18 protein-coding genes are annotated in these 14328 nt (G+C 69.9%); 10 read left to right on the top strand and 8 right to left on the bottom strand.

Annotation, left to right across the window (positions count from 1 at the left end; all coding sequences use genetic code 11):
- Window positions 1-99 precede the first annotated feature (99 nt).
- From BLQ91_RS02510 to BLQ91_RS02540, 7 genes are all read left to right on the top strand, one after another.
- A complete protein-coding gene (locus BLQ91_RS02510; RefSeq protein ID WP_245733022.1) occupies window positions 100-867 on the top strand; it encodes a GGDEF domain-containing protein in 768 nt (255 codons plus the stop codon).
- Between the two features lie 111 nt (window positions 868-978).
- Complete coding sequence (locus BLQ91_RS02515) at window positions 979-1359, top strand: GntR family transcriptional regulator (protein ID WP_090094907.1); 381 nt, start codon at window positions 979-981, stop codon at window positions 1357-1359.
- A complete protein-coding gene (locus tag BLQ91_RS02520) occupies window positions 1356-2150 on the top strand; it encodes an ABC transporter ATP-binding protein (RefSeq protein ID WP_090094908.1) in 795 nt (264 codons plus the stop codon). Before BLQ91_RS02515 ends, BLQ91_RS02520 begins: the two co-directional genes overlap by 4 nt.
- Complete coding sequence (locus tag BLQ91_RS02525; RefSeq protein WP_090094909.1) at window positions 2147-3106, top strand: ABC-2 transporter permease; 960 nt, start codon at window positions 2147-2149, stop codon at window positions 3104-3106. The genes BLQ91_RS02520 and BLQ91_RS02525 overlap by 4 nt, the downstream gene beginning before the upstream one ends.
- A 24-nt stretch (window positions 3107-3130) precedes the next feature.
- On the top strand, window positions 3131-4327 hold the full coding sequence (locus BLQ91_RS02530; protein WP_090094910.1) for a 5-(carboxyamino)imidazole ribonucleotide synthase: 1197 nt from the start codon (window positions 3131-3133) through the stop codon (window positions 4325-4327).
- Window positions 4324-4812, top strand: coding sequence for a 5-(carboxyamino)imidazole ribonucleotide mutase (gene purE / locus BLQ91_RS02535; protein WP_281199204.1), 489 nt, complete (start codon window positions 4324-4326; stop codon window positions 4810-4812). The genes BLQ91_RS02530 and purE overlap by 4 nt, the downstream gene beginning before the upstream one ends.
- A 78-nt stretch (window positions 4813-4890) precedes the next feature.
- Window positions 4891-6054 (top strand): acyl-CoA dehydrogenase, encoded by a 1164-nt coding sequence (locus BLQ91_RS02540; protein WP_090094911.1) that lies wholly within the window; start codon window positions 4891-4893, stop codon window positions 6052-6054.
- Here the strand turns inward: BLQ91_RS02540 and BLQ91_RS40040 are convergent.
- The 5 genes from BLQ91_RS40040 to BLQ91_RS02560 all read right to left on the bottom strand — a co-directional run bounded on the left by BLQ91_RS40040 (window position 5984) and on the right by BLQ91_RS02560 (window position 9004).
- The gene (locus BLQ91_RS40040; RefSeq protein ID WP_143022493.1) at window positions 5984-6673 is read right to left on the bottom strand and encodes a hypothetical protein; all 690 of its coding nucleotides are present in this window, start codon (window positions 6671-6673) and stop codon (window positions 5984-5986) included. The genes BLQ91_RS02540 and BLQ91_RS40040 overlap by 71 nt on opposite strands.
- A gap of 67 nt (window positions 6674-6740) precedes the next feature.
- Entirely contained in the window at window positions 6741-7505 is a 765-nt protein-coding gene (locus tag BLQ91_RS02545; RefSeq protein WP_090094912.1) for a GntR family transcriptional regulator, read from the bottom strand.
- A 222-nt stretch (window positions 7506-7727) separates the two neighbouring features.
- Window positions 7728-8087 carry a hypothetical protein gene (locus BLQ91_RS02550; protein ID WP_143022494.1) on the bottom strand — a complete coding sequence of 120 codons (360 nt, stop codon included), beginning with the start codon at window positions 8085-8087 and terminating at the stop codon, window positions 7728-7730.
- 111 nt (window positions 8088-8198) lie between these two features.
- Window positions 8199-8681 (bottom strand): SRPBCC domain-containing protein, encoded by a 483-nt coding sequence (locus BLQ91_RS02555; RefSeq protein ID WP_090094914.1) that lies wholly within the window; start codon window positions 8679-8681, stop codon window positions 8199-8201.
- The gene (locus tag BLQ91_RS02560; RefSeq protein WP_090094915.1) at window positions 8678-9004 is read right to left on the bottom strand and encodes an ArsR/SmtB family transcription factor; all 327 of its coding nucleotides are present in this window, start codon (window positions 9002-9004) and stop codon (window positions 8678-8680) included. Before BLQ91_RS02560 ends, BLQ91_RS02555 begins: the two co-directional genes overlap by 4 nt.
- 109 nt (window positions 9005-9113) lie before the next feature.
- On the opposite strand from BLQ91_RS02560, the gene BLQ91_RS02565 reads away from it, so the two are divergent.
- The 3 genes from BLQ91_RS02565 to BLQ91_RS02575 all read left to right on the top strand — a co-directional run bounded on the left by BLQ91_RS02565 (window position 9114) and on the right by BLQ91_RS02575 (window position 10768).
- Window positions 9114-9872, top strand: a complete 759-nt coding sequence (locus tag BLQ91_RS02565; protein ID WP_090094916.1) for an META domain-containing protein — start codon at window positions 9114-9116, stop codon at window positions 9870-9872.
- A 10-nt stretch (window positions 9873-9882) separates the two neighbouring features.
- Window positions 9883-10224, top strand: coding sequence for an META domain-containing protein (locus BLQ91_RS02570; protein WP_090094917.1), 342 nt, complete (start codon window positions 9883-9885; stop codon window positions 10222-10224).
- 127 nt (window positions 10225-10351) lie between these two features.
- Window positions 10352-10768 (top strand): DoxX family protein, encoded by a 417-nt coding sequence (locus tag BLQ91_RS02575; protein WP_090094918.1) that lies wholly within the window; start codon window positions 10352-10354, stop codon window positions 10766-10768.
- Here BLQ91_RS02575 and BLQ91_RS02580 read toward each other — a convergent pair.
- From BLQ91_RS02580 to BLQ91_RS02590, 3 genes are all read right to left on the bottom strand, one after another.
- Window positions 10749-11432, bottom strand: a complete 684-nt coding sequence (locus BLQ91_RS02580; RefSeq protein ID WP_090094919.1) for a TIGR03089 family protein — start codon at window positions 11430-11432, stop codon at window positions 10749-10751. The genes BLQ91_RS02575 and BLQ91_RS02580 overlap by 20 nt on opposite strands.
- Window positions 11433-11441: 9 nt before the next feature.
- Entirely contained in the window at window positions 11442-12629 is a 1188-nt protein-coding gene (locus BLQ91_RS02585) for an LCP family protein (protein ID WP_090094920.1), read from the bottom strand.
- Window positions 12630-12695: 66 nt separating this feature from the next.
- Complete coding sequence (locus tag BLQ91_RS02590) at window positions 12696-14243, bottom strand: LCP family protein (RefSeq protein ID WP_245733024.1); 1548 nt, start codon at window positions 14241-14243, stop codon at window positions 12696-12698.
- Window positions 14244-14328: the final 85 nt, after the last annotated feature.

A 14328-nucleotide genomic window follows, 5' to 3' on the forward strand; every position in this document is an offset into this window, starting at 1 on the left:
CGCGTCGCGCAGTCATCTCAATCCCCCGCGCGGGTTGCGTCACGAACGGGCGACGGGCGCGTCTCCCACCTGGAATCGGGTGAGCTGAGAGGAGACCGGGTGGGTGTCGCACAAGCGGAACGCCTCCTGAAGTCGAGGTGGCGCACCGCCACCATGGCCGCAGGCTGGGCTTTCCCCGCGGACTGGCCGCTGGCCGAGGTCGACGACGTGTGCGCGGCGGTGCTGGAGGGCGCCGACCCCGGCGACGTGCTGGCCCGCCTGGGCCGGGCGAGGGCCGAGGCCGGAGCGGACCTCGGCGAGACGTTGGTCGACCTCGCCGCGCTGCACGCCGTGCTGACCGACCCGTCGCACGTCGGGGCACCGGACGTCGACGCGCTCCCTTCGGGGATGCTGCGGATGACGGCGCTGGGCTGGGCGGACGTCGTGACGAGGCAGGCGGGCGACTGCGCGGCCGAGAACCCGCTGACCGGGCTCGCGACCGCCGCCTACCTGCGGACGCGCCTCGGCGAGGTGTACCGGGAGACACCGGTCGCGCCGCTGGACTACGTGCTCGTGCTGCTGCGCCTCGACGTGCACCGCGCCTCCGGCTGGTCGCGCGTCGTGGCCATGACCCTCGTGTCCGACGCGCTGCGCACCGTCTTCGACAGCGGGGAGACGTTGGCGACCCTCGGGCCGAGCGTGGCCGCGGTGCTCGTTCGTCGTGACGAACTGCTCTCGCGCAAGGTGTCGAACCTCCGGGTGCTGGCGGCCGACCGCCTCGCCGACGACCCGAACGTCCGGCCGGCCGGACCCGCGAAGGTCTGGATCGAACGCCTTCCGGACTCGCACACCGAGGCGTGTGCGCTGCTCACCTCACTTGGGCGCTGATTTCCCCTGTCCCGCGCCCAGGGGTTCTCCCCGAGTCCCCGCCGGGCCGCTTCCCCACGCTCCTGGAAGTGTTCTATTGTGCTAGTTCACTAGAACAATCTGGGAGCGTGCGTGGTCGAGTTCCACGTTGACCGCGGCAGCGGCTTTCCCGCGTACCTGCAGCTCGGGCAGCAGGTCAGGGAGGCGCTGAGGCTGGGCTGGCTGAAGCCGGGCGACCGGCTGCCGACGGTTCGCGACGTCGTCGCCACGAGCGGCGTGAACGCGAACACCGTGCTCAAGGCCTACCGCGAGCTGGAGCTCGCGGGCCTCGTCGAGGCACGTCAGGGCTCCGGCACCTTCGTCAAGGCGTCCCTGGGGTCCGCCGCCCCCGAAGACCTGGGCCCGCTGCGCGAGAGCCTCGCCGGGTGGGTCGCGGAGGCACGCTCCGCCGGGTTGGAGGACGAGGACATCTACGCGCTGCTGCGCGAGGTGCTGAGTGGGGGAGCGCAATGAGCGTGGTCGCGGCCGGGCTGTCGAAGTGGGCGGTCCGCAACGTCTCGTTCGAGCTGCCGCCGGGAAGCGTCACGGCGGTGGTGGGGGCCAACGGCTCCGGCAAGTCGACGCTGCTGAACGTGCTGGCCGGGCACCTGCGGCCGGAGTCGGGGCACACCTCGACCGCGGGCAGGGTGGCCCACGTGCCGCAGCACAAGCCGATGTACCGCAGCTTCAAGGTCGCGGACGTGCTGGAGTTCGGGCGTCGCATGAACGACGTCTGGGACCACCGGCGCGCCGACGAGTGGCTCACCAGGTTCAAGGTCCCGCGCAAGCTCCAGGCGGAGGACCTGTCCGGCGGCCAGCGCACGCACGTGACGCTCGCGCTGGCGCTGGGCTCGCGCCCGGACGTGCTGCTGCTGGACGAACCGCTGTCCGAACTGGACCCGCTCGCGCGCCGCAAGGTCATGCGCGAGCTGCTGACCGAGGTCAGCGACAACGGCACGACGCTCGTCTTCTCCACGCACGTCGTCGCGGAGATCAGCGGCGTCGCCGACCGGCTGCTCCTGCTGTCCGGCGGGAAGGTGCTGATCGACGGGGACACCGACGAGCTGCTCGAAGAGCACGTTCTCTACACAGGCCCGCACGCCTCGAAATCACCCGTGGAGGGACCTGTGGTCCTCGCGAAGCACGGTCAGTCGCAGTCGTCGTTCCTCGTGCGCTCCGGCGGCACGCCGATCGACGAGCCGTGGACCGCGCGGTTCGTGACGCTGGAGGAGCTCGTCGTGGCACACCTGGAGCGTGCGGCATGAGGCTCGAGTCGCTCGCCTGGCTGACCTGGCGCCAGCACCGCTGGTCCATCGCCGGGGTCTCGGCGTTCGCGCTGCTCGCCACCGCCGCCCTGCTCTCGACGGAGACCGGCCAGGCGGGTTCGCTGCTGATGGCCGGCTTCTACGGCCTCATGGCGCAGCTCGTGTTCGGTGGCGTGGTCGGCGTCTTCTGGGGTGCGCCGCTGATCGCCCGCGAGCTCGAGGAACGCACCTACTTCGTCGCGTGGGGACAGGACGTCACCCCGGTGGAGTGGTTGCGCGGCAAGGCTCTCGTACTCGGCGCGCTGGCCGTCGCGCTGGGTGCGCTGGTCGGGGCCGGCAACGGCATCGGCGGCCGGGAGTGGGCGTGGGCGGGTTTCGAGTCGTCCCCGCTGGTGCAGGCCGGCTACGCGGCCCTCGGGTTCGCGCTCGGAGTGCTGATCGGCCTGCTGTCCCGGCACGTGGTGACGGCGATGGCCGCGACGCTGGTGGGTTTCACGGTCCTCCGCGTGCTCTTGGCCGTGTACGTGCGGGACCACTACCTGCCTCCGAAGCGGTTGATCGCCACCTGGGGGGAGACCGCGACGCCGCCCGGCGGCAGCGTCGAGCTCGGCAGCGGCTTCGTCGGTGCCGACGCGGAACCCGTGTCCGTGGCGGAGGCGTGCCTGGGGGTCAACGCGGACACCTGCATGCGCGGCAAGAAGTTCGCGATAGGCACGTACGTCGACTACCAGCCGGTCGACCGGATCGGGCTGTTCCAGTTCTTCGAGTTCGGCGTCTGCGCGCTGCTCGCCGCCGGTCTCCTCGTGCTGGCGTTCCGGGTGCTGCGCCGCGGCGGAACCTGGAAGCCCTCCCGTTCGCGCCGCCGCATCACGCCCGAGGCTTCAGTCGTGGTGCTCACCGAGTCCGCCGCGGACGGGGAGGACGCGCAGAAGGCCACCACGACCAAGGCCGACTGAAGCCGCAGGTAGAATGCCTGAACCGTGGACTCTCGCACCCGTCTCCCCGTCGTCGGAATGATCGGCGGCGGCCAGCTCGCCCGCATGACGCACCAGGCCGCGATCCCGCTCGGGCAGTCGCTGCGCGTGCTCGCCGTCTCCGAGAACGACCCCGCCGCGCTCGTCGCGCGGGACGTGGTGCTCGGCACGCACACCGACCTGGACGCGTTGCGCGCGTTCTCGAAGGGCTGCGAGGTCGTCACGTTCGACCACGAGCACGTGCCCGGCGAGCACCTGCGCGCGCTCGTGGCCGAGGGCGTGAAGGTGCACCCCGGTCCGGACGCGCTGCAGTACGCGCAGGACAAGCTGAAGATGCGCGTGCGGCTCGCGGAGCTGGGGTTGCCGGTGCCGCCGTTCGCCGAGGTCCACGACGTCCGCGACGTGCTGAAGTTCGGCGCCGAGCACGGCTGGCCCTGCGTGCTGAAGGCGGTCCGCGGCGGCTACGACGGCCGTGGCGTGTGGATGCTGAACACCCCGCAGAGCGCCGAGCGGGTCGTTCCCGAGCTGCTCGAGGCCGGGACGCCGCTGATGGTCGAGCAGTGCGTGCCGATGCGCCGCGAGCTGGCCGCCGTCGTGGCGCGCTCGCCGTTCGGCCAGGGCGCGGCGTGGCCGGTCGTCGAGACCGTGCAGTCCGACGGCATCTGCGTCGAGGTCCTCGCGCCCGCGCCGGCGCTGGAGGGCGACGAGGCCCAGGCGCTCGCGCTGAAGGTCGCCGACGCGCTGGGCGTCGTCGGCGTGCTGGCCGTCGAGCTGTTCGAGACCGCCGGCGGCGTGGTCGTCAACGAGCTCGCGATGCGCCCCCACAACTCCGGCCACTGGTCGATCGAGGGCGCCCGCACCTCGCAGTTCGAGCAGCACCTGCGCGCCGTCCTCGACTACCCGCTGGGCCGCACCGACCTGATGGCGCCGGCCGTCGTGATGGCGAACGTCCTCGGCGCCTCCGAGCCGCCCGCGATGGGCCCGGACGAGCGCGTGCACCACCTGTTCGCCCGGTTCCCGGACGCGCACGTGCACCTCTACGGCAAGGAGGAACGGCCGGGCCGCAAGGTCGGCCACGTGACGTTCCTCGGCAACGACATGGCCGACGTCCGCCACCGCGCCCGCCTGGCCGCGGACTGGCTCTCCACGGGCGTCTGGTCCGACGGGTACGACATCCACGGCGAAGAGCGGAGCGCGGAGTGACTCAGGTTGGCGTGATCATGGGCAGTGACTCGGACTGGCCGGTGATGAAGGCGGCCACCGAGGCCCTCGCCGAGTTCGACGTGCCGTTCGAAGTGAGCGTCGTCTCCGCCCACCGCACCCCGCAGCGCATGCTCGACTACGCGAGCTCGGCCGCGGACCGCGGTCTGCGCGTGATCATCGCGGGTGCCGGCGGTGCCGCCCACCTCCCCGGCATGGTCGCCTCGGCCACCGTGCTCCCGGTGATCGGCGTCCCCGTGCCGCTGAAGTACCTCGACGGCATGGACTCGCTGCTCTCGATCGTGCAGATGCCCGCGGGCGTCCCGGTGGCGACGGTGTCCGTGGGCGGCGCCCGCAACGCGGGCCTGCTGGCCGTCCGGATGCTGGCTTCCTCCGACGTGGCCCTGCAGGAGCGCATGGCCCGCTTCCAGGCGGAACTCGAGCAGCTCGTACTAGACAAGGACGCGGCTCTGCAGAAGTCCCTCTGAGTGCTGAACAGCACAGCAGCGCTCGACGTGAACGGGCGCTAACATCGTGCCGAGCACTCGCTACTGGGAGGTAACAAGGTGAACCCGAGCTTCGGCACCTATCAGCTCGCCGAGGAGCACGAGGCGCTGCGAGAGGCCGTCCGCTCGCTCGCCGAGAAGGAGATCAAGCCGTACGCGGCCGAGGTCGACGAGAACGAGCGCTTCCCGGTAGAGGCCCACAACGCCCTGGTGAAGGCGGGCTTCGCGGCCGTCCACGTCCCCGAGTCCTACGACGGCCAGGGCGCCGACTCCGTCGCCACCTGCATCGTCATCGAGGAAGTCGCCCGCGTCTGCGCCTCGTCCTCGCTGATCCCGGCCGTGAACAAGCTCGGCACGATGCCGATCCTGCTCTCGGCCTCCGAAGAGCTGAAGCAGCTCGTCATGCCGTCCATCGCCTCGGGCGAGGCCATGGCCTCCTACGCCCTGTCCGAGCGCGAGGCGGGCTCCGACACGGCGTCGATGCGCACGCGCGCGGTGCTGGACGGCGACCACTGGGTGCTCAACGGCACCAAGTGCTGGATCACCAACGCCGGCGAGTCCACCTGGTACACCGTCATGGCCGTGACGGACCCCAACGCCGCGAAGAAGTCCGCCGGCATCTCGGCGTTCGTCGTGCACAAGGACGACCCCGGCTTCTCGGTGGGCCCGAAGGAGCGCAAGCTCGGCATCAAGGGCTCGCCGACCCGCGAGATCTACTTCGAGAACTGCACGATCCCGGCCAACCGGATCATCGGTGAGCCGGGGACGGGTCTGAAGACCGCTTTGAAGACGTTGGACCACACGCGTCCGACGATCGGTGCCCAGGCCCTCGGCATCGCGCAGGGCGCGCTTGAGGCCGCGGTCGCGTACGTCAAGGACCGCAAGCAGTTCGGCAAGTCCATCTCGGACTTCCAGGGCGTGCAGTTCATGCTCGCCGACATGGCCATGAAGATCGAGGCCGCCCGCCACATGGTCTACGTCGCGGCCGCCAAGGCCGAGCGGGGCGAGGCGAACATCGGCTTCATCACCGCCGCCGCCAAGTGCTTCGCGTCGGACGTCGCCATGGAGGTCACGACCGACGCCGTGCAACTGTTCGGCGGGGCCGGGTACACGCGCGACTTCCCGGTGGAGCGGATGATGCGCGACGCGAAGATCACGCAGATCTACGAGGGCACGAACCAGATCCAGCGCGTCGTGATGTCGCGCGCCGTCCTGAACGGCTGACATCTCCCGTCGTCGTCCCGCTCACCTCGTCGAGCGGGACGACAACGCACCCGCGCAACTCACGGATCAGCGCGGAAGCGAGAACCCTGCGCACCGCAGGATCGCCGTAGGTGAAGTTCCCGGCGTCGGCAGCCACCGGCGCCAGCACGCTCTGCGCGTAGAGCACACCTCGAACGCCGACGACCGGGCAGTCCTTCACGCGGACTGCCACGGCTCCGCGGTGCAGCGCAGGGCACATCCGAGTCGCGACGGGTACGCACGGCGAGCAGATCGGCGGCTCGACCGAAGCCATCCCGTCCGGCCATTGTGGCCAGTCGTCGCGGTGGTCCCGGCACAACCACAGAACTCCGTCGTCGTTCTGATCCGCAGGTCCGCCACAGACCTGGCACAGCAGCAGTTCCATCGCACGCCGTTGCCGCCGCGGGTGCAGCCTGGCGAACTCGGGCTGTCCGACGTGACGTCGCAACGAGGTTTGCCGCCACAGCACGCCCAGTCGGTCGCGGTCGCTCACCAACTCGCTGGCGTACCCGATGCTGTGGTCGGGCCGCTCCACGAGCACGCAGGGCAGATCCTGTTCGGCGCTCCACGCGGTGACGTACGGCGCGACGATCTTCGACATCCCAGCCATCCGTTCTATATAGAACTCGATGCCGGTAGTAGAGCATAGTTCTATATAGAAGCTTGGATCAGTCCTGCGAAGTGAACTTGTACTCGAGGACGTACGCTGCCGAGTCGAGGACCATCTCGCTGACCTCGACCGGCTGGTCGTCGATCGTGTAGGCCGTTCGCGTGATCAGGACGATCGGCATGTCCTGCGTGAGCTCGAGCGCTTCGCGTTCGGCTTCGCGCGGCATCCGGATGCGCAGCTCCTCGCGGAACCTGACAGGTTCGTGGCCGAGTTCTCTGAGCCGTGCGTAGGCGCCGCCCTCGCCGGTGTCGATCTCCGTGATCGCTGACCCCGCGACCAGCGCCTCCGGGTAGTAGGAGGTGGCGAGTTGCACCGGTTTGTCGTCGACCACGTAGGTGCGACGCCGGACGACTACGCGCGCGCCGTCGTCGAGCCGCAGCACCTGGGCGACCGGAGCAGATGGCTGCTCGACCTCGACGAAGACGCTCTCCGTCCGAGGACGTGTGCCGACATCGGTGGTCCAGATCGGTCGGCCCGCACCCCACGAGGCGGTGGCCTTCAGCCGGTCCGGCGACACGCGCCTGATCGGCTTGAACTCGCGGACGAACGTGCCCGATCCGCGTTTCGCGACGATCAGACCCTCGGATTTCAGCACGTCCAGGGCGTGACGTGCGGTCAGGGGCGCGACGCCGTAGCGGCTCGTGATGTCGTTCTCGCCGGGGACTCTGCTGCCGGGCGGAAGCTCACCGGAGTCGATCTTCCGTCGGAGGTCGTCCGCGATGTCCCGATAGCCAACGCGCCCTGACTGGGCGTTGTCGGTCATGAGCCATCTCCTCAGCGGGGCACGGTTCTGTACGCGACCAAGCTACCCGCGGAGGGGCGGAGATCCCCCGATGCCCTGCCTCGCCGAGAACCACGTGGTGGGAGCGGCACCGATGTCGTGTTCAGCGGCCTGGGCCGCACCTCTCAGTCGTCCCACGAGGCCTGTTCGGACACCGTCCCCGACCGTCGTCCCCCGGCTCCCTGATGACCCGAGCAGGGATCGCTACCTGGAAGCCACGCAGGTCCCGATCGCCTCGCCCACGGCCCCCTTCGCCCCGAGCACGCACGGCGACTCCGCGGTCAGCGACCTGTCCGCGAACTGCTGCGCGGCCGCGATCACCACGTTCATGACCCGTGTCGGGCTCCCGCTGTCGGCCGCCGCCTCGACCGCCGCGGAACGGGCTTCCTCGGTCGTGCAGGACAGATCCGTGCCGACGCGGTCGACCCGCGGCAGCCACAACGCCTTCGTCCCGGCGGGGCAGGGCTCGACCTGCCACCGGGTGTTGTCCGCGGCCGACGCCGCCGGCGCCGAGAACACGACGAAGCCGAACACGAGACCCAGAGCCAAAAGGAAACGTCGCATGAGCCCGAACTTAACCGCGGCTTCCGTCCTCATCCGGGGGAACCGTTGTCACGAAAGGTGATTACGCAGAGCCAGGGGGAACGGCCACTGTGGACCGTTCCCCCTGGCGCGTCACGACAGTGTGGCCAGGACCTCGCCCAGCCGCTCGTACGACCGCCCGGCACCGTCGGCCATCCCCGTGGCCAGCACCGCGTCGCGCGCCTCCTGCGACACGAGCCGCATGGTGGTCGTCATGGTCGTCCGGCCGCCCTCCTCGACGAACTCGACCACGGTCTGCGCCGGCGGGTTGTCCTCGAAGACCTCGGTGTTCGCGATGCGGGAGTGTGGAACCACCTCGGTGTACTCCCCGTGCATCTCGAACGCCTGCGAGCCGTCCGGCAGCGCCCAGCCGTAGCGCCACTGGCCGCCGACGCGGAGGTCGATCTCGCAGATCGGCATCTCCCAGCCGTCGGGGCCGAGCAGCCAGCGCCGCAGGAACTCCGGTTCGGTGTACGCCTTCCACACCAGCGCGGCGGGCGCGTCGAACGTGCGCGTCATCGCGATCTCGGTGTCGGACGGCAGGGTGACCTCGGTGCCGAACTTGGTGGTGCTCATCGGTCGTTCTCCTTCATCTCGGTCAAGAGCGCGTCCAGGCGCGCGTAGTTCGCATCCCAGAAGCGGCGGTAGTTCTCAGCCCACACGGCGACTTCCTCCAGCGGTGTCGCGTCGAGCCGGCAGGGGCGCCACTGGGCCTCCCTGCCGCGGGTGATCAGGCCTGCCTTCTCCAGCACGCGCAGGTGCTTGGAGATCGCCGGGCCGCTGATGTCGAACGGCTCGGAGAGCTCCTTCACCGTCGCCGGGCCCTCGGTCAGCCGCGCGAGGATCGCCCGGCGGGTGGGGTCCGCCAGGGCGGCGAAGGTGACGCTCAGCTGGTCCATCTCTTACCTAACCACTTGGTTATCTAACCTCTGGGTTAAGTAAGCCGCATCGACGTGCCGGTGTCAAGCCCCGGGCAACCGCGGAGCGTGCCGGTTCCGTCCTGGAACCATGAGCAGCCGAATCGTCCTCGCCGTCCTGTTGCTGGCCGTCGCCGGATGCGGTGACCGGGCCGCCGGTCAGGGCGCGGACCTGCGGGGCAAGGTCTACGTCTCGTCGTCGGTCACCGAGCAGGGCAAGCCCCGAGCCCTGGTCGAGGGCACGAACGTCGAGCTGAGCTTCACCGGCGACGGCAGGCTGATCGCCCGGGCGGGCTGCAACCAGATGCAGGGTCCGGTGAGCCTCGACGACGGCAAGCTCTCGGTGGCGGAGCTCAGCACCACCACGATGGGCTGCCCGAACCCCGAGCTGCACCGGCAGGACCAGTGGCTGTCGGACCTGCTCGACGCGAAGCCCGCCTGGAAGCTCGACGGCGCGAACCTCGTGGTCACCGGCTCCGGCGCGGAGATCGTCCTCGCGACCGAGCAGCCCGCCACCCTGGAGGGCGCCTGGACGGTCGACGGACTCGTCACGAGTGACGCCGTCTCGTCGGTGCCGCAGGGCGCGAAGGCCACGCTCGTCTTCCGGAACGGCGTCATGAAGGTCGACACCGGGTGCAACTTCAACGGTGCGGACCTGCCGTACGAGCTGAGCGGCCAAGCGATCAAGGTTCAGCTCGGGCCGACGACGCTCAAGTCGTGCGGTGCGGTGGACGAGGTCGAGAACGCCATCAGGGCCGCGTTCGAGGGTGGCGAGGTCACCCACGAGATCAAGCGCAGCACGCTGACGCTGACCAACGCGTCCGGCGCCGGTTTGACGCTCAAGAAGTAGGAGGAACGCTGTGCGGGAACTCGAAGGTGCGTGGACGGTCGACGGGCTCGTCGCGGACGGCGACGTGTCGCCGCTGCCGGCCGGGGTGAAGGCGACGATCTCCTTCGAGGAAGGGCGGATCCACGTGCACGGCGGCTGCAACAGCGGGTCGGCCGACGGGTGCGAGGTGGACGGTCGGACGATCACGTTCGGCCCCCTGGTCTCGACGTTGATGCTGTGCGGCCCGGACGAGATGGCGGTGGAGCACGCGGTGTTCACGGTGCTCGGACGGGGCGAGGTCACCTACCGGGTCGACGGCGAGGCGGTGACGCTGACGAACGCGGAGGGCGCGGGACTGCGGCTCAGGAGGTAGCCCGAACTGCGAACCTGTGGACTCGCTGTTGGCTTCCTGTCGAAATCATGAGGTCGTTCAAACCTGCACTACTTTGGTTCGAGGTTGAACGACCTTCAGCGAACGACAGGATCGGGGAGCAACGAACATGGTCAAGGACATCGCCGCACTCATCGGGCGCATCGCCGTCGGCGTCGTCTTCGTCGCGCACGGCTGGCAGAAGATCACCGAGTTCGGCATGGCCGGCACCGCCGCGTCGTTCGACAAGATGGGGGTGCCGCTGCCGACGCTGTCCGCGTGGTTCGCCGCGGTGGTCGAGCTCGTCGGTGGCCTCGCGCTGATCGCGGGCCTCGCGCTGCCGGTCGCCGGTGTGCTGCTCGCCGTCAACATGCTCGGCGCGTGGCTGATCGTGCACCTGCCGAACGGCCTGCTCGGCGAGGGCGGCGCCGAACTGGTCGTCGTGCTCGGTGCCGCGGCCCTCGCGCTCGGCTTCAACGGTGGCGCCTACGCGCTGGACCGCGTGCTGTTCAAGAACAACAGGGTGCTCAACCCAGCTGCAGCGTGACCTTCTCGCTCTCCCGGCGCGCGGCCACCAGGCCCGCGTCGGGATTGCTCACCTGCACCAGCGATCCACCGGCCGCCAGCACGGCCAGGAACCCCTCCACCACACCGGCGGGCACGTTCCACTCCACAGTGGACAACATGCGCTGGTCGGTGCCCAGCTTCGCACCCAGGTCGCGCGCCTCGGCCACGAGTTCCTCCACAGTGGACCCGCACAGCGCCGGCGTCGTGCCGGGCGTCGGCTGCCACGGCGTGAAGTCGTCGCCGTGCACCCGCACGTCATCCATGTAGTCGACGGGTGCGCCGGAGCCCCGGCCCCAGACGTCCAGCGAGGCGACGGCCACGACGTCCGCGTCCGCCGTGCCGCCGGGCGGGACGACGGCGACCTTGGCCTCCTCGCCCGCGCCGACCACGTGGGCACCGCACCACCACGCGCCGAGCAGCAGGCCCGCCGTCTGCCAGTGCGCGGGCAGCAGCACCGCCACCGGGTCACCCGGTTCGACGTCGTGCTCGTCGCGCAGCCAGTTCGCGGTCTTCGCCGCCCAGTTCGCCGTCGTGGCGCGGGACAGCTCCATGCGCGTGCCGGCCGCGTCGTCGAAGTGCGTGATCAGCGGACGGCCGGGGTCGGCCTTCAGCAACGGCGTGAAGAGGATCTCGGTCACGCTCACGCGGCACTCCTAGTCGACGCAGGGCACATCCTGTTGGGCCTGGACGGCGTGCGCGCCGTCCAGCGAGAGCAGCTTTTCAGGGCCGAACCGCGACGGGGCGGCCGGGGTCGTGGACGACGGGGCGGGCGCCGGGGTCTCGCCGATCTGCCGCGCGACCCACGCCTTCACCGCCTCGCGGTCGACCGTGACCACGCTCTGGCCGCGCTCGTTGCGCGCGTCGATGTTCGTCACCGGGATCGTGGCGAACTCCACGTTGCCCGACGCGAGGCCCTGCGCCTGCGCCGCGAGCGTCGCGAGGTCGAGCTTCTGGTCCACGACGACGGACTTGGACACCGCGTCCAGCAGGCCGTTCATCTTCGCCGGGTCGGCGAACGTGCCCGCGGACAGCAGCTGCTTCATCGCCTGCGACATGAACACCTGCTGCCGCGCGATGCGACCCAGGTCGCCGCCGGGCATGTTCCGCTGCCGCACGAACGACAACGCGTCGCCGCCCGAGACCAGCTGTTCGCCCGCGCGGAAGTTCGCGCCGGAGTTCGGGTCGGACGTGCCCGCCCTGAGACACACCTTCACGCCGCCGATCACCTCGGTCAGCAGGTAGAAACCGTAGAGGTTGATCTCCGCGTAGTGGTCGACGCGCATCCCCGTCAGGTCCTGCACCACCTGCACCAGCGCCTTGCGCCCGGCCTCGTCCGACCGGCGCTCGCGCTCCTGCTGGTCGCTCACCCCTTCGGCCTGCAACCGCTCGGCGGTGAGGTACTTCACCGCGCCGTACGCCGAGTTGATCTTGTCCTCGCGGAAGCCGGGGATCGGCACGGACGTGTCGCGCGGGATCGAGATCGCGCTCGCCTTGCCGCCGTTGCGCGGCACCCGCATCACGATGATGGTGTCCGTGTTCACCGTGTCCGTGCCCTCGGTGCGCAGCTTGCGCAGCACGTCCGCGGGAAGTGGCCTGCCCTGCGCGTCCGTCCGGCTGTCGCTGCCCACCAGCAGGATGTCGATCGCGCCGTCCTCCACGGGCGGGGAGTTCGGGATGTCCTCCAGCACCTGGAGGATCTCCGTGGTGTTGGTGTTCTGCTTCACCAGGCGCAGAGCGGTCCAGAAGTAGCCGGAGAACGCCAACGTTGTCACGGCCGCGAGTGCGATGACCGTACGGCCCAGTACCCGTGCGGTCTTCTTCGCGCGTGCGGCAGTGCTCACCGTCGGTCCTCCGTGTGCTGGATTTGCGTGCTCAGCGTAACTATCGGAAGACCGTTACGCGGGGTTTCAGTTCACGCAGACCAGTCCGCCCGCCGTGATCGGCGGGGTGTTGCTCGAGGTCGCGGCGGACGAGGAGCCGGGCACGCCCTGCAGGTCGACGTCCTCGGAGTCGTCGGGCGGGGTGTAGTCGCTGCCGACGAGGACCTGCACCTGTCCCTTTCGGACGGACGCGTCCTCCTCGACCTTCGTGTTCGCGCCGAGCTCGGCCGCCACCTTGCGGGCGGAGCCCTCCTCGCCGGGCGCGTGCCGCACGACGGTGGTGTCGCTCGTCTGCTGCGCCGACGACACGGACCCGCGCTGGAAACCTTTGGCCGCCAACGAGTTCATCACCTCGGCCGCGAGGCCCTGCACGCCGGCGGCGTTGAGGACCTGCACGGTGATCGACGAGGCCGGCGGCGCGGGCGGCTGCGCGGTCGTCGTGACCGCGGGCGGGCTGCTCGCCGTCGTCCTGTCCGCGGCCAGGGTGGTGAGGAACTTCTTGACCTCGGCGGCGTTCACCGGCAGCACGTTGCCGTCGCTGTACGTGTCCGTCGGTTCGCCCACCGGGATCGTCTTGAACTCGATGTTGCCGCCCACGAGGCCCTGCATCTGCTCGGCGAACGTGGTGATGTCCCAGCCCGAGCTGAGGATCACCGACTTCTGCACGGCCTCGACCAGCCCGTTGAGCTTGGTGGGGTCCGTCAGCGTGCCGGTCGACAGCACCTTCTTCGCCAGCGCCCCGATGAACACCTGCTGGCGCACGACCCTGTCCAGGTCGCCGCCGGGCAGGCCCTTGCGCTGCCGCACGAACGACAGCGCGGACACGCCCTCGATCGTCTGCCGGCCGGCCTTGAAGTTCGCGCCGGAGTCGCGGTCGGCGGTGTCCTCCTTCAGGCACACCTCGACGCCGCCGATGGCCCTGGTGACCTCGTAGAAGCTCGCCAGGTTGACTTCGGCGTACCGGTCGATCCGCACCTGGTTGCCGGACAGGCCCTCGATGGTCTTGATCAGGGTCTTGCGCCCCGCGGCCATCGACTCGGTGCGGATGCGCGCCTCGTCGGTCACCCCCTGCGCCCGCAGCTCCTGGTCGACCGTGTTGCGCTGGCGGGCGAACGCCGAATTGATCTTGTGCTTGCCGAAGCCGTCGGCGATCTCGACGTAGGAGTCGCGCGGGAACGAGATGGCGACCGCGCGCGTGCCGTCGACCGGGATGTGCACGAGGATCACCGTGTCGGTGTTCTGCTCGCCGTCCGGGATGCCACCGTTGAGCAGGGCCAGCGCCTCCTGGGACAGCGGGTTGCCCTGCGCGTCCGTGCGGCTGTCCATGCCGACCAGCAGGATGTCGACCGCGCCGTCGAGCGGCTTGGGACCCTGCTTGGTGAGCTCGTCGGAGATGACCTCGGTCTTGACGATGCCGTCGTTCGCCGTCCGCAGCCTGTTCCAGCCGTAGGACGTGATGACGAGCACAGCCGAGGACACGAGGGCCACGAAGATCTTTCCCGCCACCAGGAAAGCGCGGAAAGCCGCCGACGGTCGGGCTCCCGTCACCCCGACCGGCAGACTTCTGCCTTCCACAGCCGTTCCCTCCCCCACAACCACCACTCTAGTTCTTTATAGGTCAGACGACGTGACGTTGCTGTGGGTTGCAGCGATTGCGTAC

This window comes from Lentzea jiangxiensis (assembly GCF_900104175.1).
In the GTDB taxonomy this organism is placed as follows: Bacteria; Actinomycetota; Actinomycetes; order Mycobacteriales; family Pseudonocardiaceae; genus Lentzea; species Lentzea jiangxiensis.